We start from the raw sequence: 21,292 nt of genomic DNA, 5'->3' as shown, positions 1-21,292 counted from the left end.
CTCTGCCATGCGCCGATGGGGTACTGAACGCATCGTTGGCCTGCATGATCCACGGGTCAACGAACATCATCTGGAGTCGACGGGCTTGCCCGCAGACAGTCGTCTGCGCTTGCTCAGTTTTAATATCCAGGTCGGCATCAGTACCGAGCGGTACCGGCATTATCTGACCCGGGGTTGGCAACACGTGTTGCCGCATACCGGGCGTGCCGACAATCTGCAAAAAATCGGCAACCTGCTGGGCGACTTCGATCTGGTCGCCTTGCAGGAAGCCGATGGCGGCAGTCTGCGCTCAGGCTACGTCAATCAAGTCGAACACCTGGCCCAACTCGGCGCCTTTCCTTACTGGTATCAACAACTCAACCGCAATCTCGGACGCCTCGGCCAGCACAGCAATGGCGTGCTCAGCCGCCTGCGCCCATGGGTGATCGAGGACCATCCGCTGCCGGGGCCCAAGGGTCGCGGGGCGATTCTGGTACGTTTCGGCGAAGGTCCGGAAGCGCTGGTGGTGGTCATGATGCACCTTGCGCTCGGTGCCCGCGCCCGCAGCATGCAACTGGCCTATATCCGCGAGTTGATTGGCGGCTATAAACACCAGGTGCTGATGGGCGACATGAACACCCATGCCAGCGACTTGCTGCAAAACTCCCCGTTGCGCGACCTCGGCCTGCTCGCGCCGCAACTGGAAGCGACCTTCCCCAGCTGGCGCCCACAGCGCTGCCTGGACCATATTCTGCTAAGCCCCACGCTGACCCTTGAAAAGGTCGAGGTCTTGGCACAGCCCATTTCCGATCACCTGCCGGTCGCGGTAGAAATTCGTCTGCCGGGTTCGCTCACGGCCGATGCATTGCCCGCGTTGAGTCCTGCCCTTCGCGGATCCCATGAATGAGCGACGAAACACAGCGCTGGAAAGAGAAATACCTTAAAAACATCGAACAACAGGAAAAGCTCGAACGTCGCTGGGACGCCCGACTCGACCTGTTGCGCCGTGGGCTGGTGCGTAGCACGCTGGCGGCAGAAGGTACGGACCGTGCCGTCGACCAATGCATGAAGGAAATGCGCGAAGTCGTGCGTACCGATGACATGGACGCCGGTTTGGCCGCCCTGCTGCCGCGCCTGGAAAAAGCCGTACTCGATTCCGAGCAGCGCCGGGCAACCCGGGTCAATCAAACCAGCGCCGCACTGACCGCGCTGGTCACGCAGCTGCAATCATTGCCGCTGCCCCGGGAAGTGAGTCGACCGCTCAAGAGCTTTGCCAAAAGGCTCGATGGAAGAGTCAGTCAGGCCCGTGAGATTCCGTTACTGCTCAGTGAACTAAGCGGCCTGCAAGGCAAAGCCTTGAACCAATTGGAGAACCCTGCCGAGCCTGAACGCCCCGGTTTTCTGCAGCGACTGTTCGGCGGTCGCGAAGCGGATGAGGACATTCCGCAAGTGGTTGCTCAAGCCGTGCACACACCGGCTGCGCAGCCTGTGGAAACGGCTGCCGAAATCGCGCCCGTCGTTCCCACACCCAACGAGGACACGCAGTCAACCGAGCAGCCGGCAATACATGCTCCTCTCCCCGACGCGGCTGCACCTGAGCCACTGGAAACTGAAGCGTCACCGGTAGTCACTGCTGAAGTGGTGGCGTTTGTCCCGCCCGTCCTTCACCCAGACACCCCATGCGCGTCCGCTGCAGAACCACACACGCCGTCAGACATTGAAGTCCTGGAAGTGCCCGCCCTTCCCGTCCTTGCGCCAGCCACTTCGGCAATCAATCCTGACGAGTTGACCCATACGGAACACACTGAACCAGAGCACTTCCTCTACGTCTTGCCCGACTCACCAGAGCCGTCCTATAGCTCCGTCGCCAAGCACATCGAAGACACGCTGCTGGGTCTTCTCGAGGACCTGACGTTACCGGAACGCCACCGCCCACAAGCTGAAGCGATGCGCGATCGCCTTCAACACGGTTTGAACTGGTACGAATTGATCCCGATCCTCGACGATCTGGCGACCTTGATGCTGGCGATCAACGACAGCGGTCAACACGAATTCGAAGTCTATCTACAGCAACTCAATGAACGCCTGGAGTCCTTCCAGAGTAACTTGCAGGCCGCCAGCGAAGGCCACGCGGACAGCCGTTCAGCGGCGCGCCAGATGGATTCGCAAATCCGCGAACAGGTCGATGGCCTGCAAAGCAGCATGCACGAAGCGGCGGACCTGGACGATCTCAAGCAGGTACTGGAGAGTCACCTTGAAGGCCTGCTCGGCACCATGGACCATCACCAGAAACAACGCGACGAGCGTGAGCAGGAGGTTGCGGCCCGGTTACACAGCCTGGCCGAACGGGTGGCGCACATGGAACAGGAAGCGCTGGGTTACCGTGAACACCTTGAAGAGCAGCGCCAGAAGGCCTTGATCGACCCGCTCACTGGCCTGCCCAATCGCGCCGCCTGGAGCGAACGCCTGGAGCACGAAATCGGCCAGTGGCAGCGGCACGGCAATACCTTGCTGCTGGCCATGCTTGATCTCGATCATTTCAAAAGCATCAACGACAACTATGGCCATCTGGCCGGCGACAAGGTGCTGAAAATCATCGCCAATGTGCTGCGCAAGCGACTGCGCGGGACTGATTTCATCGCACGATTTGGCGGCGAGGAGTTCGTTCTCATGATGCCCGGCACGGTGCCAGCAGTCGGTGCAAAACTGCTGGAAACCTTGCGCGCCGCGATCGAAGCCTGCCCTTTCCACTTCAAAGGTGAGCGAGTCACCATCACTATTTCGATGGGGCTTACAGCATTCAAACCCGGCGAACATAGCGATATGGCGCTGAAAAGAGCCGATCAGGCGCTGTATCGTGCGAAAAACGCCGGGCGCAATCGTGTGGAGGCCGGCTAACGGCCAATTGTTCCATTTTGTTTAAAACCGAGCATTTGCCGTCGGCACACAAGGCAGTACGTTACACTGTTGCATTACTGTCTTGTGTGTACTGTCTCTTGCCATGAAATATCTCGCTCTCATTGTGTCGCTGCTGTTGGCCGGTTGCGCCAGCGGCCCCCGGATCGACACCAGCCATCCTTCGGCCAATTACGACAGCCGTATCCAGTTCGTGGTGGTGCATTACACCAACGCCTCGCTAGAGCGCTCACTGCAGTTGCTGACCCATGGCGAAGTCAGCAGTCATTACCTGATTGGCGACGACAAGGGCGCCACCATCTATAAGCTGATGGATGAAAATTATCGCGCCTGGCATGCGGGTGAAAGCGAATGGCAAGGCCGGACGTGGCTGAACTCCAGCTCCATCGGCATCGAGATCGTCAACCCTGGCTTCAAAGACACTCCCACCGGGCGCCAGTGGTACCCCTACAGCGAAGATCAAGTGCAATCGTTGATCGTCCTGCTCAAGGACATCAGCAAGCGTTACCACATCAATCCCCGCGCCATCATCGGCCACAGCGACATTGCGCCGGGACGCAAGCTCGATCCCGGCCCGCTGTTTCCCTGGAAACGCCTGGCCGCCGAAGGCCTTGGTATCTGGCCAAACCAACAGGCCGTTGCGCGCCAGCAAGTACGGTTTGCCGCACAACTGCCGAGCATCAGCTGGTTTCAGGGGCAACTGGCAACGCTGGGTTATGCCACGCCACAAACCGGTGAGCTGGACGTAGCGACGCGTCAGGTACTGGCGGCTTTTCAGATGCATTTCCGCCCCTCCCGTTTCGATGGCACCCCGGACGCTGAAACCGCGGCGCTCCTGCAAGTCTTGAATCAGACAAAATAATGGCACCCGTCCGACGGTAAGAGCTTTTTCCCCATCAGCAGCTATAACTCATTGGTAATTCTTCGGATATCTATGATGGCTGTAGCTCGAGAGACACTCCGTAGCTGGTTCTATCGCCCCTGGTTTTTGGCGATACTGGCTGCTGCCCTAAGCGCGGCTATTTTGATGGCAGGCAGCCTGTTCGTAGCGATGCATCAGGTCGAACAGAGCGAAAGCGAGGAAATGAACGCTCAGGGCGAGCGTTTCCTCGCCCGCCTGGAACAGCTGTTCGGGCAGCTGCGCGAAAGCCTCGACGACCTGGAAGCCCAGCCACTGAGAGGCTGCGATGATGAAATGATCGCGACCTTGCAACAGGTCAGTTTCAATTACCGCTTTGTCTACGAAGCGGCCTACATCGATGCGTCACGCTTGTGCTCCAACCGTCCTCGCCAGGAAGGCCTTTCGCGCCTGCGACCTCCCGATATCAGAGGCCCCACCTACAGCTACTGGCTGAATACCACGACCGAGCCCGATGAAAACCGGGCCGCGCTGATGCTTGGCAGGGGCAATTTCCGGGTGGCGACGTCTCGCGGGCATTTGACGGATATGGTCGACTTGTCGCCCGGTAGCAGTTTGCTGGTGGTGCTGGACCATGGCACTCGCGCCATTCCCGTCCTGGGTGCCGCCCAAGTCTGGCCGCCGACGGAATCCTGGGCCCCCAAAAGCCGCGACGCACTGCAAGTCACGCAAACTCGTTTGATTTACCGCATGCCGACCGACAATCCGGAATACCAATTGGTCCTGATCACACCGCGCACCGGCATGCACGTGCCGGCGGTGTGGTGGTGGCTTCTTCCTGCCAGTCTCGTGTTGGGCATTATTGTCGGTTTTCTGGTGTTTCTACTGGTGCGTCAGCGCCAGTCGCTGGACGCCGAGCTACACGGAGCCATACGGCGAGGCGAGCTGCAGGTGTTGTACCAACCGATCTTCGATCTCGACAGCCGCAATTGTGTCGGTGCCGAAGCGTTGCTGCGCTGGCGAAGGCCCGACGGCTCACTGACCAGCCCCGATCTGTTTATTCCGATGGCGGAAAACACTGGCCAGATCCGGCAGATGACCGATTTCGTCCTGCAGCGCCTGCTCGAGCAACTGGGTCAATTGCTACGCGCAAACCCGCAGTTGTACATCTCGGTTAACCTGGCGGCATGCGATGTGATGGTGCCACGTATTGGCCAGGTGATGGCCCGCCTGCTGTCGCTACACCGCGTCGCTGCCAAACAGATTGCCTTCGAGGTGACCGAACGGGGTTTGATCGACGTGGTGGTGGCCAGGGATAACCTGCAAGCGTTGCGCGATGTCGGGCATCAAGTGCTGATTGATGACTTTGGCACCGGCTATTGCAGCCTCGCGTACCTGCAAACCCTGCCGGTGGACTGCCTGAAGATCGACAAGGCGTTTATCGACGCCCTGGGCCATGACGCCGCCAGCAGCGGCGTGGCACCGCATATCATTCACATGGCACAAGCGCTGCAACTCAGGGTGATCGCCGAAGGCATCGAGCATGAAGCCCAGGCGGCGTTTCTAAGCAGCGAAGGGGTGAAATTCGGTCAGGGCTGGCTATTCGCTCATGCCTTGAGCGCCGTGCAGTTCATAGAACTGATTACCCGTGGGCGCCGAATGTCGGGCCGACGCATGAACGACGAACCGTGAAAACAACTTACACCGCCAGCGCCATGTAGAACTGCGTGCCCTGCCCCGGCCGTGAATAGACGCCCATCCGCCCACCATGCAACTGCACGATTTCCTTGCACAGTGCCAAACCCAACCCGGCCCCGCCCTTCTTGCGGCCGACCTGGACAAAGGGCTCGAAAATCCGCCCTTGCTGGCCATAGGCGATTCCTTCGCCGTTGTCCTCGACACTGATAATCACCCGCTCGCCGTGGCGCCGTGCCTGCAACCGAATCAGCCCTTCCCGTGCGGTATGGCGCAAAGCATTGTCGATCAAGTTGTCGAGCACCCGATCCAATTGCGGTTGATCGGCCTGCAGTCGGGGCAGCGGCCCCTGTACTTCAACCCGCAATTCAATCCCCTGCTCTGCTGCGGCTTCGGCAAAACGCGCCTGAGCCTGCGACAGTAAATCTTCGATGGAACATGGTGCCAAAGTCAGTTTCTGCAATCCGTTCTGGTAGCGAGAGAAATTCAGCAGGTCGTTGATCAATTGCATCAAGCGCTGCATTTCTTCATTCACGGTATCCAGCAAGTCGGCTTCGCGCGAATCCTGCGCAAATTTCGCCCGCTCGCGAAACAGACCGAAGGCCATGTGCATGCCGGTGACCGGCGTTCGCAACTCATGGGACGCGCGCAGGACAAACTCGCTGCGCACCCGTTCAAACGCACGCTGTTCGGTCACGTCATGCAACACCATCACCGCACCAAGGATGTGACCTTGGGTATGGCTGACCGGCGTCAGGCTGTAGGTCAGCAACCTCGACTCGCCATCGACTTCGATGCTCAAGTCTTCCGGTGCACGCTCCAGCGTTCCACCTCGCAGCACCAGTTGCAGCTGTTCATCCAGCTCGGGACGTTCGAGGGCTGCGCCCAGCCCTTGGCCGAGACGATCGGTTTCCCAACCCAACTGGCGCTGAGCCACCGGATTGAGGTGTTCAAGATGACCTTCGCGATCGATCATCAACAAGCCATCGTCGATGCTGTCGAGTACAGCTTGCAGGCGTTGTTGACCGGCGAGCAACTCGTCGACGTTGGTGGCCTGGTGTTCACGCAATGCCTCGGCCATGATCCCGAAACGCTTGGTCAGCAGATTCATTTCCACGGCGGATGAAATCGGCAGGGTCACCTCGAAATTGCCCCGGCCAATATTATCGGCGGCCTGGGCCAAGGCTTCGATCGGAGTCCCGAATCGCCGTGCAATCCCATGGGCTGTCACGAACCCGATGATCAACACGGCCAATCCCACCAACCCGAGAAGCCCGGCGATCAGCAGCGCGCGCTCCCGGGACTGGCGCTCGGTGTCATTGATGTTATCCAGTGCGCGTTTGTGTTCAGTGAGCAGACCATTGCGCAGGGTGTTGAATTTTTCCGTCAGGACGTCATTGCCATTCAATACCTTGGTGGGATCCGTGACGTGGTCGTAGGCCTGAATAAAACTGAGATAGTCATCCTTGGCCTGCCTGAACCCGTACTCACTACCATTACCGGATTGCTCGAGTGCGATACCTTCCTCGAGCAATTCCATATAGTGCTTTCTGGCCGCCTCGAATTTTTCGGCATCAGGCTTCTCGCTGACCATGACCATCAATTGATCGCCCAAGGCCTGGCGTAGTTTGAGTCCCAGGTCCAGGGTGACGAAGTTGTCGCGAACAAGCACTTCCTGAGAGCCGGCCATCTGCATCACGCTGACCAGTCCGAGCAACAGCCCCAGCAGCGCCACGGTGATCAGTGCAGAAATACTCAAAAACAGCCGAGTACGCAGCTTCATCGCCAGTCTCATCGGTCAGCAGCTCACAAGTTGTACTGCTTGCGTTTGCGGTACAGGGTCGAGGCATCAATACCCAGTGTCTTGGCTGCCTGATCCAGTGTATCCGCCGTGGCGAGCACTGCACCGATGTGGGCTTTTTCCAGTTCATCCAGGCTCAACGCCGCACCGATGCGTGGCGTATTGTTGACCGGCGCTTCGGCCATGCCCAAATGGCTGATTTCGACTCGTTCTTGCGGACAGATGATGCTTGCCCGCTCCACCACGTTGCGAAGTTCGCGGATGTTGCCGGGCCAGCGATAACCCAGCAACGCCTCGCGGGCCTCATCGCTGAAGGCCCGGGCCGGGCGCGCGTATTCCTTGACGAAACGGGCCAGGAAACGGTCGGCCAGCGTCAGGATGTCTTCACGGCGTTCGCGCAGCGGCGGCAGGTGCAACGTGATCACGTTCAGGCGATAGAGCAAGTCTTCGCGGAATCGGCCGTCGCGCACCATGTCTTCAAGGTTCTGGTTGGTCGCCGCGAGAATGCGCACATCGGCGCGGCGGGTCACCGGGTCGCCCACCCGCTCGTATTCCTTGTCCTGAATGAATCGCAACAGTTTGGGTTGTAAAACCAACGGAAAATCGCCGATCTCGTCGAGAAACAGCGTGCCACCGTCAGCCTGATTGACGCGCCCCAACGTGCTTTCGCTGGCACCGGTAAAGGCGCCACGACTGTGACCGAAAAGTTCGCTTTCCATGAGTTCGGCGGTCAAGGACGGGCAATTGATCGTGATGCAGGACTTTTTCTGACGCTTGCTCCAGCCGTGGATGGCCTGGGACAGTTCTCCCTTACCGGTGCCGGACTCCCCCAGAATCAGAATGTTGGCATCCGTGTTGGCGACCTGGCGGGCGGTTTCGAGCACCACCTTCATGGCCGGGCTGTGGGAATCCAGACCATCCTTGGGTTTACGCACCTCCCCCTCAAGGGCCTCCAGGCGAGCGGACAGCTGCCGCACTTCCAATTGCTTGGCGGTGGCCAGGCGCAATTGATCGGGGCTGCACGGCTTGACGAGGTAGTCGGCAGCCCCTGCCTGAATCGCATCGACTGCCGTGTCCACGGCTGAGTGCGCAGTGACGATCACCACCCGCATCCATGGCGCCTGGATGCGCATTTGCGCCAGGACATCCAGGCCATTGTCCTCACCGAGGCGCAAATCAAGGAAGCAAAGATCGAACACCTGACGCTGCAACAAGGCGTCGGCCTGGGCCGCGCTGGTCGCGGTGGAGACGCTATAGCCTTCATCTTCGAGGCAGTAACGGAAGGTTCGCAGGATCGCGGACTCATCGTCCACCAGCAGAATGCGGCCTTGATGCACAGTGGCTGATTCCATGTTCCTACGCTCCTTTAGTGATTATCTTGGTTAGTCCCGGATAAATCGGGCAAGTTGCATGGTCGATTCTGATCCATTCCAGCACTGGCAGGGTAGCTATCTACTGTCACCTTGCCTAATCCACTGAATAGTCTGGTTTTTTACCCAAACATCGGGTTCCAGGCGAATGCCCGCCTCCCTCTCTGACATCTGCGCTGGTCGCTCAATTCAAAAATAATCAAAGCGGCGGTGAATCTATCGTGCAATTCGCACGACCCTGCCGGGGTCATCGTGCAGGATGCGTCGCAATCGATTTGCACAAACTTTATAACTAATTGTTTTTGTTGATTTTTATTTGCAAAAAAAGCTGGCATGCCGACTGCAATGGTCTGGGTAATCAGGGCATTTAAATAACCGCCTGACAAGATCACCACCAAAGTGGGAGGAGCTACAGGATGAATAGCCACCGTGCCGCCCAAATGCGTATCTCGCCACTGCACATCCAACAAGGCTTGTTTGTTGTGCTGGCATTGCTGATCACGCTGATCGCCGGCCAACAGTTCCTTCGTTGGGAACAGAGCCAGCAGCCAGAGACGCCGCACGTGTCGATTCAACATGCAGCCCAAACCCACTTCAGCGCCGCCAGCAGCAACCTGGCTGACACCGCTCCCATGCGGATGATGGATGTCGACCAGCCTCAACCGCTGGATGAGCTGCCGCGCCAGGAGCGTTGGGTGTTCTAGGTAAACGAACTTGGCGTGCACCGCGCGCCGGGAAAAGCACCACAAGCGACACTTCTAAATAATGAAGCGTAAGGAGAATCACCATGTTGAGCTGGGCAATCACATTCTTGATCATTGCCATCATCGCTGCAGTACTGGGCTTCGGTGGTATCGCGGGCACCGCCACGGGTATCGCCAAGATTCTCTTTGTCGTGTTCCTGGTGATGTTCATCGCCTCCTTCTTCTTTGGCCGTCGCGGCCGAGGGTGAACTTTAGGGTTATGTCAAAAGACACTGGCAGCCGCCCAGCTTCTGGGCGGTAGTGCCGTCGCAAAAGCGGCGTGGTGAAGGAAGTGCGATCAGGGCATGCAGGACTGATTGATGGAACGGCTCAAAAAAATCCGCACGGGTACCGAATTTGTCATATGAAAGAAGCACCATGCTTCTTTCTACTGCGCTACCCGAGGAAGGTAGACGCATGACCATGGGGCCGGGACGTTCTGACTGTTACAGGGTCGGAGTGACCTACGGGTACAGGGAGTACCTGCGCAAGGGCCGGGTCAGGCAAAAGCTGCGACGCAAGTTCGCCGGGTCATCGGGACTCGGCGAATTTGCGGAGAGCTTCACTCGCTGCACGCATTGTCCCCCAGACAACGGCTTTTATATCCCTATGCTGTTTCCGCTAAATCCCCGCAAAAACATTACGCAGTGTTTCTTATGGTTCTTCGCGACCGTATATCGAGAAAGCTGTGAACAAATAACACTGATTTTTCGCGGCTGAACGTAGGTTTTTTCTGAATTTTTAGCCCGTGATCCTTCGCACGAAAAATACCCAACCTCCTCTGAAATGGCCGGTTCGCGGCACTTATAGCTGCCGAAATGTCGTATTCGAACCGGTTGGGACGCCAGTTTCATTTAGAAAAGATCATGCCGATTCGGCATAGGGTAGGCGTTTACGGCATTAGACGTCGCCCCCTTGCATCGGAATAGTTGCGCCTTTTTTCGCCTGCCAGAGAGCCATAACAAGCGCTCCGGGGCTCCTTATACGGGGGCAGATGCAAACACTTTTTCGCCACAAGCGTTCCAGTGACCGCGTCTGTCTGAGTCAAACGCAAGTAAGGGTAATGATATGAAGAAGGCAAAGCTTAGCCTCGCCTGGCAGATCCTCATCGGTCTGGTATTGGGGATTGCAATTGGTGCGCTGCTCAACCATTTCAGTGCCGAAAAAGCCTGGTGGATCAGCAACGTCCTGCAACCGGCAGGCGATATCTTTATCCGTCTGATCAAGATGATCGTGATCCCGATCGTGATCTCCTCGCTGATCGTCGGTATCGCTGGCGTCGGCGACGCGAAGAAGCTCGGGCGCATCGGCCTGAAGACCATCGTCTACTTCGAAATCGTCACCACCATCGCCATTCTGGTGGGTCTGGTGCTGGCCAACGTGTTCCATCCGGGCACCGGCATCGACATGAGCACCCTGGGTACCGTGGATATTTCCAAGTACCAGGCCACGGCCGCCGAGGTTCAGCATGAACACGCGTTCGTCGAAACCATCCTCAACCTGATCCCGTCGAACATCTTCGCGGCCATGGCGCGCGGCGAGATGCTGCCGATCATCTTCTTCTCCGTGTTGTTCGGCCTCGGTCTGTCGAGCCTGCAATCGGACCTGCGCGAGCCGCTGGTGAAGATGTTCCAGGGCGTATCGGAAAGCATGTTCAAGGTCACTCACATGATCATGAACTACGCCCCGATCGGCGTGTTCGCCTTGATCGCGGTGACCGTGGCCAACTTCGGCTTCGCGTCCCTGCTGCCGCTGGCCAAGCTGGTGGTGCTGGTGTACTTCGCCATCGCCTTCTTCGCATTTGTGGTGCTGGGCCTGATCGCTCGCCTGTTCGGCTTCTCGGTGATCAAGCTGATCCGCATCTTCAAGGATGAGCTGGTGCTGGCCTACTCCACCGCCAGTTCCGAAACCGTGCTGCCGCGTGTGATCGAGAAAATGGAAGCCTACGGCGCGCCGAAAGCCATTTGCAGCTTCGTGGTTCCAACCGGCTACTCGTTCAACCTCGACGGCTCGACTCTGTACCAAAGCATCGCGGCCATCTTCATTGCCCAGCTGTACGGCATCGACCTGTCGATCAGCCAGCAGTTGTTGCTGGTACTGACCCTGATGGTCACCTCCAAAGGCATCGCCGGCGTTCCAGGCGTGTCCTTCGTGGTGTTGCTGGCCACCTTGGGCAGCGTGGGGATTCCGTTGGAAGGCCTGGCATTCATCGCCGGCGTCGACCGCATCATGGACATGGCCCGTACCGCACTGAACGTCATCGGCAACGCCCTCGCCGTGCTGGTCATCGCACGTTGGGAAGGCATGTATGACGATGCCAAGGGTCAGCGCTACTGGAACTCCCTGCCGCACTGGCGCAGCAAGGAAAAGCTGCCGGCAGGTGAAACCACCCGCAACTGATCACGCCCTCTGTAGGAGCATGGCTTGCCCGCGATGAACGATGACGCGGTTTAACTGATACACCGCGGCGCCCGCATCGCGAGCAAGCTTTGCTCCTACAAGAAGAGCCAAACCAAACCCCGGAGAAATCCGGGGTTTGTCGTTTCTGGCTACCCCGCTATCATTCGCCGCATCTTCCGGGGGATTTGACTGATGCTTAATGGCCTGTGGCTTGGCTTTTTCATCGTGGCGGCCGTTTCGGCGCTGGCGCAATGGCTGATTGGCGGTAACGCCGGGATCTTCGCGGCGATGGTGGAAAGCATTTTCGCCATGGCCAAGCTGTCGGTGGAAGTGATGGTATTGCTGTTCGGCACCCTCACCCTCTGGCTCGGTTTTCTGCGCATTGCCGAGAAAGCCGGGATTGTCGAGTGGCTGGCCAAGGCGCTGGGGCCGTTGTTCCTGCGATTGATGCCGGAAGTGCCGCCCGGTCACCCGGCCATCGGCCTGATCACCCTGAACTTCGCCGCCAACGGCCTGGGCCTGGACAATGCCGCCACACCGATCGGCCTCAAGGCGATGAAGGCGCTGCAAGAGCTCAATCCCAGCGCCACCGTGGCCAGCAACGCACAGATCCTGTTCCTGGTGCTCAACGCCTCCTCCCTGACCCTGCTGCCGGTGACGATCTTCATGTACCGCGCCCAGCAAGGTGCGCCGGACCCGACGCTGGTGTTCTTGCCCATCCTGCTGGCCACCAGTTGTTCGACCATTGTCGGCTTCCTCTCCGTAGCGTTCATGCAACGCCTGCGCATCTGGGACCCGGTGGTGCTGGCGTATCTGATTCCCGGCGCCCTCGTCCTCGGTGGCTTCATGGCGCTGCTGGCGACGATGTCGGCGACGGCGCTGGCCGGTTTGTCGTCCATCCTCGGCAACCTGACGCTATTCGGGCTGATCATGCTGTTCCTGGTGATTGGCGCGTTACGCAAAGTGAAGGTCTACGAAGCGTTCGTCGAAGGCGCCAAAGAAGGCTTCGACGTGGCCAAGAATCTGCTGCCGTACCTGGTGGCGATGCTCTGCGCGGTGGGCGTACTACGGGCGTCCGGCGCGCTGGATTTTGGCCTGGATGGCATTCGTCATCTGGTGGAGTGGGCCGGTTGGGACACGCGGTTCGTCGATGCCTTGCCGACTGCCATGGTCAAACCATTCTCCGGCAGCGCCGCGCGGGCGATGCTGATCGAAACCATGAAGACGTCCGGCGTAGACAGCTTCCCGGCGCTGGTGGCGGCCACGGTCCAGGGCAGCACCGAGACGACGTTCTATGTGCTGGCGGTATACTTCGGCGCGGTAGGCATCCAGCGCGCGCGGCATGCGGTGGGGTGTGCGTTGCTGGCTGAATTGGCCGGGGTGCTTGGCGCCATCGGGGTTTGTTACTGGTTCTTCGGTTAACCGAGATCCCCTGTGGGAGCGAGCTTGCTCGCGATAGCGGCGTGTCAGTCGACTCAGATGTTGCCTGTTAGACCGCAATCGCGAGCAAGCTCGCTCCCACATTTGCTCCGTGCTGGTTTCAGGGTCTCGGTGGCGGGGCGCCTTTCTGCCCTTGCTCAACCGCCCAATTCACCACCTGCACCGTCAATTGGTCACTCGCCTGGCCAAACCCGACCACGACCGCTGGCACCTTCACATCGCTCAACGGCTGGCGCACTTCGAAGCGCCGGCTGGCGAGGATTCGCTGATCGTAGCCACGCACCAGCACGGCATCCAGGCTCACGACCACGCTAGCGGTCGTGCCCTGATATTCGGTCTGAAACGACTGCAAATGGCCACCCAACTCCAGGTCCGCGTGGAAAATACTGTCATCGGTGCTCAGCAGCGGTACCCGGCCGTCCTGCTGGAAGCCGTCCAGCAGACGATTGCGCAGTAGCACCGGTGCCGGGTCACTCCAGCGTGAGCCTTTGTAGGTGCTGATCAAATCGCCTTGAGGAATTACCGCAATGTTCGGGCCGTCCAACGCATCGCTGGCGTGGAGCTTATTCAAGCGCAACGACCAGCGTTGCGGCGTGCCATGACTGGCTGACACGTTGCTCTGGGCCGAAGGCAATCGATACACATCGAACGGCTCTGGCTTGGGCAGAATCGAGCACGAACTGATCAGCGTGAAGCCGGCGAGGAGGGCGATACGAGTCAGTTTCATGGGGTGAATTCCTTATTCTTGTCGCTGCCCAGCAGGTAACCGCTGGGGTTTGCCTCCAGGCGCTGAGAGATGGCGCGCAATGAAGTCAGGGTTTCGCGCAACTCGCGAACCGCCGGGGCCAGGCCGTTGAGGCCCTGCATGCCGTTGTTGAGTGACTCCTGATTGGTGACGAGCAACTTGTTGATCGTCGCCGTGGACTGCTCCAGCGACTTCATTGCCTGTTCGGCGCTGCCGATGGCCTGCTTGCCATGGTCATTGAGCAGGCCATTGGCGTTGCGCATCAGCGCGGTGGTTTGCTCCAGCATGGTGTTGGCTTGCTTGCCCACCGACGCCAGTTGCTGCATCGCCTGACGGATATCGCCACGCTGATCGGCAATGGTGCCGGTGGTCTGTTCCAGATGCTCCAGCGTCTTGCTGATGCGCTCGACGTTTTCCGTGGAGAACAGCTGGTTGGCGTTATGCATCAACGTGTTTACGCCGGCCATCAACTCGTTGCTGTCACTGAGCAGGAGTGCGATGGGCGAGGGTGAGGCGATGATGGTCGGCAGGTTGCCGTCCTTGCCCTTGAGCGCCGAGCTCTGTGGCGTGCCGCCGCTGAGCTGGATGATCGAGGTGCCGGTCACGCCGGTCAGCGCGAGCTTGGCCTTGGTGTCCTCCTTGACCGGGGTGTCACCGCCCAGGCGAATTCGCGCCAGCACCCGGCGTGGGTCTTTGGGGTCCAGGCGCAACGTCACCACGTCGCCAACCTTGATCCCGCTGTACTGCACGGAACTGCCCTTGGACAGGCCGCTGACCGCCTCGTTGAAGACGACTTCGTAATCCTTGAACTCGGTGTCGACGCTGGACTTGGCCAGCCACAAGCCGAAGAGCAGGGCGCCCGCCACCACAATCACGGTGAACAGGCCGATCAAAACATGATGGGCTCGGGTTTCCATGTCAGACCTCATTAAGCTGTTGAGCGGCCGTCAGCGCCGCGCGGCCGCGAGGGCCATGGAAGTATTCGTGAATCCACGGATCGTCGGTTTCCGAGACCTTGTCGATGGCGTCCGCCACCAGCACTTTTTTCTGCGCCAGCACCGCCACGCGGTCGGTGATGGTGTAGAGCGTGTCGAGGTCGTGGGTCACCAGAAAAACACTCAGCCCAAGCGCGTCACGCAGGGTCAGGATCAACTGATCGAATGCCGCCGCGCCAATCGGGTCGAGGCCGGCGGTGGGTTCGTCGAGAAACAGGATGTCCGGGTCCAGCGCCAGCGCACGGGCCAGCGCCGCACGCTTGATCATGCCGCCGGATAGCGCAGCGGGGTACTTGTCAGCTGCCGACAGCGGCAGCCCGGCCAGTGCCAGTTTGACCGCCGCCAGGTGTTCGGCATCTTCACGACTCAGGCCGGCGTGTTCGATCAGGGGCAGGGCGACGTTTTCGGTCACGGTCAGCGAAGTGAACAGGGCGCCTTGCTGGAACAGTACGCCGAAGCGTCGCTCAATCATCGAGCGTTCATGTTCCGACAATGTCGGCAGGTTTTTCCCGAAAACCCTCACCACCCCTTCACTGGGCTGCCGCAAACCGATAATGCTGCGCAGCAGCACCGATTTGCCGCTGCCGGAGCCGCCGACCACGGCGAGAATTTCACCTTTGTACAAATCGAGGTCGAGATTTTCGTGCACGCTCTGACTGCCGAAGCGATTGCACAGCCCGCGGACTTCGATCACCGCCTCAGTAGGCGCTCGGGGTAAACGACTCATCAGCCCATCTCCATGAAAAACAACGCGGCCACGGCGTCAAGCACAATCACCACAAAAATCGACTGGACCACGCTGGACGTGGTGTGAGCCCCCACCGACTCGGCACTGCCGCTGACCTTGAAGCCTTCGAGGCAGCCAATCGCGGCAATCAGGAAAGCGAAAACCGGCGCTTTGACGATCCCGACCAGAAAGTGCTGAACGCCGATGTCGGTTTGCAGCAGCGACAGGAACATCGCCGGCGAAATATCCAGCGCCACCGCACACACCACGCCGCCGCCGACAATCCCCGAGACCATTGCCAGGAAGGTCAGCATCGGCAACGACACCAGCAACGCCAGGACGCGCGGCACCACCAACAATTCCATCGGGTCGAGGCCCAAGGTGCGGATGGCGTCGATTTCTTCGTTGGCCTTCATCGAGCCGATCTGCGCAGTGAACGCACTGGCGGTGCGCCCGGCCATCAGGATGGCTGTGAGCAACACGGCAAATTCACGCAAGAATGAAAAGGCCACCAGGTCCACGGTAAATACCGTCGCGCCGAAATTGGCCAACACGGTCGCCCCGAGAAACGCCACCACCGCGCCCACGAGAAACGTCAGCAGGGCGACGATGGGCGCGGCATCGAGACCGGTTTGTTCGATGTGCGCCACCATCGGCGTGATGCGCCAGCGCTTGGGACGAAACAGCCCGCGAACGATGGTTTCCAGAATCAGCCCGACGAAGCCCAGCAGTTGCAGGGTGTCTTGCCATACCGTGTCCACGGCGCGGCCAATTCGGGTCAACAATTGAATACTGACGCTGACTTCCGGTTCCTTGATCGGTACGCAGAAATTGGTCATTGAGCAGTAGATGGTTTGCAGCAACGCGCGATCGGCAGTGGAGAGCGTGCAATCGGGATGTTCGGCGGAGCGACCGAGCCGCTCGGCCCCCAGCAGCTCCACCAACAACGAGGCGCCGGCCGTATCGAGGGCGCCCAGATGATTGAGGTCGATGTGGGTGTCGTCGTTGTATTGGCCGCGAAGTTTTTCGCACAGGTGCTTGAGATCAGCGTAATGGGCGAGCGTCCAGTCACCCGTAACCCGCAGCTGTGCAGGGGAGTGAGAAGCGTCCAGTTGGGCATTGCCGGCCATTGTGCTGCTGGTCATAAACTCCGTGCTTGTTCGGTAAATGCGTAGAGCTACGTAATAGCACGAACCGCGTTACTTTTCTTTGGTCGGTGTGCTGTCCGTTACGGTGAAGCGCAGCACACCGATAACCTGACCGTCTTCGGTCAGCACCCGGACCTGCCATTTACCTGCCGGGTTGCCCGGGAAGTTCTGCTTATGCGTCCAGGCGCGGTAGCCTTCCTTGCGTCCACCGTGGATATCCAGCGGGATGCGGTCAACTTCTTTACCGTTGAACTGCCACACGTGATAAATCCGCTCATCCAGGCCGCGCGGGGCGTTGATCGCGGTGTAGGCGTACAACCCGTCACCACGGATCTGCTCGGCGCTGACTTGATCCAGACTCTTGCCGGGGGTGCGGTCTTGCATTTGCGTGCTGATCGCCACGTCGGTCATCCACAGGGTCGCCGGCGGCACCCACGAACGCATGACCCAGCCGAGGCCACCGATGCCCAGCGTGATACTCAGAATCGCCAAGGCGTTGCGCACTGTACGGATCGGGAAGATCGACGCCAGGCTCGGGAACGACAGCAGCACGGCGATACCCAGCGCCCACTTGAAACTCTGGGACGTGGTGAGGTGCATGATGACAGGCAGGGCGGTCAGCAACGCGGCAAACAGCGTCAGCGTGTGCAGCGCCAGGAACGCCCAACGCCGGGGGGCCAGCCATTTGTAGTAGAGCGGGTCGGTGATGGAAATCAGCGCCGCGATACCCAGCAGACCGGTGAAGAACAATTGGCCGCTGTTCCAGGTGGTGGTGATGAAGAAGAACGGCAGGACAAAGAACAGGCTTTCCTGGTGGATCATCTGCGTGGCGTAACGCAGCAGCGGCTGGGGAATTTCGCGCTTGAAGATTTTGGCGAACAGCTTGGTCAGGCTGTTTTCCAGCATCAGCCAGACCCAACTGAGCACCATGATGATGGTGATCCAGGTCGCCAGGCCTTGCTGGCGATCCACCAGGATGAAGCTGCCGACACCGGAAATGAACCCGCCGAGCGCAATGACCCCAGGATAGCGCTTCATCAATTCCAGGATGCGCTGGACGAAAAGGGTCAGGGTCGGCATTTGGCGGTTCACATTCGTCGTAGGAAAAATCCTCGACAGGTTACCCGCCGGGGGGCGGTGTGGCGAGGCCCGCGGCCGGAGCCGGAGTCCGTGCAGCAGCTGCCGAAGGCTGCGTTCGGCTGCGCAGCAGTCGCAAATCTATTGTGTCAAATATTCCTGATACACCGTGGTGAAGGGTTTAACGACTGCTTCGCAGCCGAACGCAGCCTTCGGCAGCTGCTACTCAGTCGGCGGCGATTTTCGGTGCAAGCGCCAGCTCAGCAGTATCAGCGCAATCAGCGCCAACACCCCGCCAATCACCCAAACCAACTGGTCATCACTCATCAGTGGCTTCTCGATCCGCAAATACCCCGGTTGCAGCAACAACTCGCGCAACGCCTTGTTGGCTTCCTCCAGTGTTACGCCTTGCAGTTCTTTGGCCGGGTCAGCGAAGCGTCCGTCCTCGTAATCTCCAAGGGCACTCCAGTAATAATCGGCCAACGCGCTATTGCCCTGCACGGCCCAGGCCTGGCGGGCAATAGCCACCTGTTTGAGACGGTTGAACGTGTCGCTGTCGAGGCCGTCCTTGAGCAACCGGGCTTTCAACTCATCGAGGACTTGTTCAGCCTCCGACACATTGTCACGCTCAAGGTCGGCGTTCAGGCTCATGAAGCCCACACCGCCAAACAGCTCGCGCTCGGCGGAAGGCCCGTAGGACAAACTGTGGACCAGGCGCATTTGGCGATACAGCGCCCAGTCCAGATAGTCCTTGAGCAGGTCCAACGTTTCGTCTTGCTGATCGTCCAGTACAGGCTCCGGCACCAGCCAGTGCAGCTTGGCCGCGCCGCCAAGGAAACCGCTACTCAGCGTGCGCTCGTGAGCGGCACTGGCGCGAATTTCCGGCAGGGGCATGTGTTCGCTCGGGTCGACCGCTTTCAACTCACCCCATGCCCGCTCCAGATAGGCCGGCAGCAATCGGTCGAGGTCGCCGACCATGATCAGGGTCATGTTGTTGGGCGCGTACCAAAGCTTGCGTACTTTCTCCAGTTGCTCGCGGGTCAGGTGATCGACTTCGGCGCGCTGCGGGCATTTGAGGCCCAGCTCCACCGCCAGTTGATTACTAGCCGTGTGACCGAGGTCCTGACGATCGAGCCAGCGTTGCAGGTGTGTGTAATGACCGCCATCTTCGCGCTCGACCACTTGCTTGGCAGCGTTGATGGCGTTGTCGTCGATTCGGGTCTGGGTCAACAGCGCCAGCAACAGGTCGAGGACCTTGCGCTGGTTTTTTGCCGGTGCCTCGATGACGAATGTCGTGTCGGCGTTACTGGTGAACGCGTTCCACTCACCCCCCAGCGCTTGCATGCGCTCTTCCAAGCCGCCTTCGCCGGTGGCATCGATACCACTGAACAGCAAGTGCTCCAGCAGGTGGGGCAGTTCTTTGTCTTCGCAGCTGAAATCATCCAGACCGACGCCGACGACCAGACGAATCGCCACATGCCCGCGCTCGGTGCCCGGCTTGAGCAGCAATTGCAGGCCATTGGGCAGCGTATAACCCTCGACCTGAAAGCGATCCAGGGCAAACGAAGGGAGTGAGCCAAGCAACAAACAGGCGAACAACAGGCAACGCATAACGAGCTTCCATACGGCGAGCGCAGTTCAACAGACTTCAGACAACGGTGGACGTTCAGGGTGAATGCGTGATGTCAGCCAAATCGTCGACCGCCAGCGCGCCGGTGTCGGACGTTTCAAGCACCACGTAAGCACTGCTGCAGAACAGCGAATTCAAACGTTTCATGTCGGCGATCAGCTCCAGATGCAACGAGCTGGTCTCGATACTTTGCACAATCTTAAGCTGCAACCGGCTGACATGGGCATGGGCCAGACGCCGCTCCTGTGCGCGAAAACGGCGTTTCTCACGCAGTAACTGGCGAGCACTTTCCTTGTCAGCGCTCAGGAACACCGACAATCCTAGCCGCAAATTGGAGATCAACTGACGTTGCAATCCTGACAACTCCTCCAGCCCGACCTCGGAAAAGGACCGGCGGTGTGAGGTTTTCTGCTGCTGAACCTTGCGCAGCATGCGTTCAATCAGGTCGCTGGCGAGCTTGAGGTTGATCGTCAACTCAATGATTTCTGCCCAGCGCCGGCTGTCCTGGTCGCTGAGGTCTTCGCGGGGCATTTGCGCCAGATAGAGCTTGATCGCGCTGTAGAGCGCGTCGACATCATCGGTCAGACGACGCACTTCCTGGGTAACGGCCGTTTGCTTGCCATTCAACACATCGAGCATCGCTTCCAGCATGTTGTCGATCAGATCGCCCATGCGCAGGGTTTCCCGGGCCGCATTGGCCAGCGCCAGGCTCGGTGTGACCAGCGCGGTGAGATCGAGATGGCGGGGTTTGGCGGTTCCGTTGACTTCCGGCCGCTCTGGCAACAGCCAGGCGCACAGCCTGGCCATCGGACCGACGGTCGGCAGCAGGATCAAGCAGCGGACGCTGTTGTAGAGCAAGTGAAAGCCAATGACTGTTTCCTGGGGACTGAAGTCCAGGCTATCGAGCCAGTGTACCAATGGGTTCAGCACCGGAATGATCAACAACAGGCCGATCAGTTTGTACAACAGGCTGCCCAGCGCCACTTGGCGCCCGGCGGGGTTCTGCATGCTGGTACTGAGGAACGCGAGAACGCCGCTGCCAATGTTGGCGCCAATCACCAGACCGATGGCCACCGGCAAGCTGATCACCTTGGCACCGGCCAGGGTCGCGGTCAGCAGCACGGCGGCCAGGCTCGAGTAGGAGATCATCGCGAACAATGCGCCGACCAGGGCATCGACCAAAATGTCGCCGGTCAGCGAGGCGAAGATCACTTTTACCCCTTTGGCGTGGGTGATCGGCGCAGCAGCCTCCACAATCAGTTGCAACGCCAGAATGATCAGCCCAAGGCCAATCGCCACGCGCCCCATCTGCCCGAGTCGGGTCTGTTTGCGCGACAGAAATAAAATCACCCCGACAAAGATCAGCAGCGGCGACAGCCACGACAGGTCCAGGGTCAGCACCCGCGCCATCAGCGCCGTACCAACATCCGCCCCGAGCATGGTTACCAGTGCCGGAGTCAGCGCCATCAGGCCCTGGCCGACAAACGAGGTGACCAGCATGGCGGTGGCGTTACTGCTCTGGACCATCGCGGTCACCGCGATCCCGGAGAGAAACGCCAGCCAGCGCTTGGACATGTTCTGGCCAATCACATGGCGCAGGTTGGACCCGTAGACCCGCAAAATGCCGGTTCGGACAATGTGCGTGCCCCAGATCAACAAGGCCACGGCCGATAACAAATTGAGCAGGGTGAGCATAAAGGCCCCCCTGTGATGGTCGCGCCCCAGCGGGGCAAGTTGACGGTACCGCGCGTTTTTCTACGTTCTGTA

17 protein-coding genes are annotated in these 21,292 nt (G+C 59.4%); 8 read left to right on the top strand and 9 right to left on the bottom strand.

Going from position 1 to position 21,292, the window contains the following annotated elements:
* Positions 1–7 precede the first annotated feature (7 nt).
* The 4 genes from AB4N76_RS14350 (at position 8) to AB4N76_RS14335 (ending at position 5,446) form a co-directional block, all read left to right on the top strand.
* Positions 8–886 (top strand): endonuclease/exonuclease/phosphatase family protein, encoded by an 879-nt coding sequence (locus AB4N76_RS14350; protein ID WP_046031052.1) that lies wholly within the window; start codon positions 8–10, stop codon positions 884–886.
* The gene (locus AB4N76_RS14345) at positions 883–2,877 is read left to right on the top strand and encodes a GGDEF domain-containing protein (protein WP_460164577.1); all 1,995 of its coding nucleotides are present in this window, start codon (positions 883–885) and stop codon (positions 2,875–2,877) included. Before AB4N76_RS14350 ends, AB4N76_RS14345 begins: the two co-directional genes overlap by 4 nt.
* 103 nt (positions 2,878–2,980) lie before the next feature.
* A complete protein-coding gene (locus AB4N76_RS14340; protein WP_046031050.1) occupies positions 2,981–3,757 on the top strand; it encodes an N-acetylmuramoyl-L-alanine amidase in 777 nt (258 codons plus the stop codon).
* 75 nt (positions 3,758–3,832) lie between these two features.
* Positions 3,833–5,446, top strand: a complete 1,614-nt coding sequence (locus AB4N76_RS14335) for an EAL domain-containing protein (RefSeq protein ID WP_046031049.1) — start codon at positions 3,833–3,835, stop codon at positions 5,444–5,446.
* A 7-nt stretch (positions 5,447–5,453) separates the two neighbouring features.
* On the opposite strand, the gene AB4N76_RS14330 is transcribed toward AB4N76_RS14335, so the two are convergent.
* Together AB4N76_RS14330 and algB are read right to left on the bottom strand one after the other, a co-directional pair.
* Entirely contained in the window at positions 5,454–7,244 is a 1,791-nt protein-coding gene (locus AB4N76_RS14330) for an ATP-binding protein (protein WP_046031048.1), read from the bottom strand.
* An 11-nt stretch (positions 7,245–7,255) separates the two neighbouring features.
* Positions 7,256–8,602 (bottom strand): sigma-54-dependent response regulator transcription factor AlgB, encoded by a 1,347-nt coding sequence (gene algB, locus AB4N76_RS14325; protein WP_460164576.1) that lies wholly within the window; start codon positions 8,600–8,602, stop codon positions 7,256–7,258.
* 434 nt (positions 8,603–9,036) lie between these two features.
* On the opposite strand from algB, the gene AB4N76_RS14320 reads away from it, so the two are divergent.
* The 4 genes from AB4N76_RS14320 to AB4N76_RS14305 all read left to right on the top strand — a co-directional run bounded on the left by AB4N76_RS14320 (position 9,037) and on the right by AB4N76_RS14305 (position 13,185).
* A complete protein-coding gene (locus tag AB4N76_RS14320; protein ID WP_077430968.1) occupies positions 9,037–9,324 on the top strand; it encodes a hypothetical protein in 288 nt (95 codons plus the stop codon).
* Between the two features lie 83 nt (positions 9,325–9,407).
* Entirely contained in the window at positions 9,408–9,572 is a 165-nt protein-coding gene (locus tag AB4N76_RS14315) for a DUF1328 domain-containing protein (RefSeq protein WP_003177151.1), read from the top strand.
* An 859-nt stretch (positions 9,573–10,431) separates the two neighbouring features.
* Positions 10,432–11,763, top strand: coding sequence for a glutamate/aspartate:proton symporter GltP (gene gltP, locus AB4N76_RS14310; RefSeq protein ID WP_046031045.1), 1,332 nt, complete (start codon positions 10,432–10,434; stop codon positions 11,761–11,763).
* A gap of 192 nt (positions 11,764–11,955) precedes the next feature.
* A complete protein-coding gene (locus AB4N76_RS14305) occupies positions 11,956–13,185 on the top strand; it encodes a nucleoside recognition domain-containing protein (RefSeq protein WP_046031044.1) in 1,230 nt (409 codons plus the stop codon).
* Positions 13,186–13,303: 118 nt separating this feature from the next.
* On the opposite strand, the gene AB4N76_RS14300 is transcribed toward AB4N76_RS14305, so the two are convergent.
* From AB4N76_RS14300 to AB4N76_RS14270, 7 genes are all read right to left on the bottom strand, one after another.
* Complete coding sequence (locus AB4N76_RS14300; RefSeq protein ID WP_046031043.1) at positions 13,304–13,930, bottom strand: ABC-type transport auxiliary lipoprotein family protein; 627 nt, start codon at positions 13,928–13,930, stop codon at positions 13,304–13,306.
* Positions 13,927–14,865: an MlaD family protein gene (locus AB4N76_RS14295; protein ID WP_046031042.1), complete on the bottom strand. Its 939-nt coding sequence runs from the start codon at positions 14,863–14,865 to the stop codon at positions 13,927–13,929. Before AB4N76_RS14295 ends, AB4N76_RS14300 begins: the two co-directional genes overlap by 4 nt.
* Position 14,866: 1 nt before the next feature.
* Complete coding sequence (locus AB4N76_RS14290; protein WP_046031041.1) at positions 14,867–15,670, bottom strand: ABC transporter ATP-binding protein; 804 nt, start codon at positions 15,668–15,670, stop codon at positions 14,867–14,869.
* Entirely contained in the window at positions 15,670–16,815 is a 1,146-nt protein-coding gene (locus AB4N76_RS14285; protein WP_460164575.1) for an MlaE family ABC transporter permease, read from the bottom strand. Before AB4N76_RS14285 ends, AB4N76_RS14290 begins: the two co-directional genes overlap by 1 nt.
* 54 nt (positions 16,816–16,869) lie before the next feature.
* Entirely contained in the window at positions 16,870–17,898 is a 1,029-nt protein-coding gene (locus AB4N76_RS14280) for a DUF5924 family protein (protein ID WP_077430970.1), read from the bottom strand.
* A 219-nt stretch (positions 17,899–18,117) separates the two neighbouring features.
* Positions 18,118–19,506 carry a M16 family metallopeptidase gene (locus AB4N76_RS14275; protein ID WP_460164574.1) on the bottom strand — a complete coding sequence of 463 codons (1,389 nt, stop codon included), beginning with the start codon at positions 19,504–19,506 and terminating at the stop codon, positions 18,118–18,120.
* A 55-nt stretch (positions 19,507–19,561) separates the two neighbouring features.
* Entirely contained in the window at positions 19,562–21,220 is a 1,659-nt protein-coding gene (locus AB4N76_RS14270) for a Na/Pi cotransporter family protein (protein WP_046031036.1), read from the bottom strand.
* Positions 21,221–21,292: the final 72 nt, after the last annotated feature.

This window comes from Pseudomonas sp. S2_F03 (assembly GCF_054668335.1).
Note: the sequence above shows the minus strand (reverse complement) of the source record. Positions and strands in the feature narration are given on the sequence as shown.

Bases quoted from the DNA above. Each gene is read 5' to 3' on its own strand.
- AB4N76_RS14335 (WP_046031049.1), top strand. From the start codon at position 3,833: ATGGCTGTAGCTCGAGAGACACTCCGTAGCTGGTTCTATCGCCCCTGG.
- AB4N76_RS14295 (WP_046031042.1), bottom strand. From the start codon at position 14,865: ATGGAAACCCGAGCCCATCATGTTTTGATCGGCCTGTTCACCGTGATT.
- AB4N76_RS14315 (WP_003177151.1), top strand. From the start codon at position 9,408: ATGTTGAGCTGGGCAATCACATTCTTGATCATTGCCATCATCGCTGCA.
- AB4N76_RS14280 (WP_077430970.1), bottom strand. From the start codon at position 17,898: ATGCCGACCCTGACCCTTTTCGTCCAGCGCATCCTGGAATTGATGAAG.
- AB4N76_RS14270 (WP_046031036.1), bottom strand. From the start codon at position 21,220: ATGCTCACCCTGCTCAATTTGTTATCGGCCGTGGCCTTGTTGATCTGG.
- AB4N76_RS14320 (WP_077430968.1), top strand. From the start codon at position 9,037: ATGAATAGCCACCGTGCCGCCCAAATGCGTATCTCGCCACTGCACATC.
- gltP (WP_046031045.1), top strand. From the start codon at position 10,432: ATGAAGAAGGCAAAGCTTAGCCTCGCCTGGCAGATCCTCATCGGTCTG.
- AB4N76_RS14275 (WP_460164574.1), bottom strand. From the start codon at position 19,506: ATGCGTTGCCTGTTGTTCGCCTGTTTGTTGCTTGGCTCACTCCCTTCG.
- AB4N76_RS14300 (WP_046031043.1), bottom strand. From the start codon at position 13,930: ATGAAACTGACTCGTATCGCCCTCCTCGCCGGCTTCACGCTGATCAGT.
- AB4N76_RS14305 (WP_046031044.1), top strand. From the start codon at position 11,956: ATGCTTAATGGCCTGTGGCTTGGCTTTTTCATCGTGGCGGCCGTTTCG.
- algB (WP_460164576.1), bottom strand. From the start codon at position 8,602: ATGGAATCAGCCACTGTGCATCAAGGCCGCATTCTGCTGGTGGACGAT.
- AB4N76_RS14285 (WP_460164575.1), bottom strand. From the start codon at position 16,815: ATGACCAGCAGCACAATGGCCGGCAATGCCCAACTGGACGCTTCTCAC.
- AB4N76_RS14340 (WP_046031050.1), top strand. From the start codon at position 2,981: ATGAAATATCTCGCTCTCATTGTGTCGCTGCTGTTGGCCGGTTGCGCC.
- AB4N76_RS14345 (WP_460164577.1), top strand. From the start codon at position 883: ATGAGCGACGAAACACAGCGCTGGAAAGAGAAATACCTTAAAAACATC.
- AB4N76_RS14350 (WP_046031052.1), top strand. From the start codon at position 8: ATGCGCCGATGGGGTACTGAACGCATCGTTGGCCTGCATGATCCACGG.
- AB4N76_RS14330 (WP_046031048.1), bottom strand. From the start codon at position 7,244: ATGAGACTGGCGATGAAGCTGCGTACTCGGCTGTTTTTGAGTATTTCT.
- AB4N76_RS14290 (WP_046031041.1), bottom strand. From the start codon at position 15,670: ATGAGTCGTTTACCCCGAGCGCCTACTGAGGCGGTGATCGAAGTCCGC.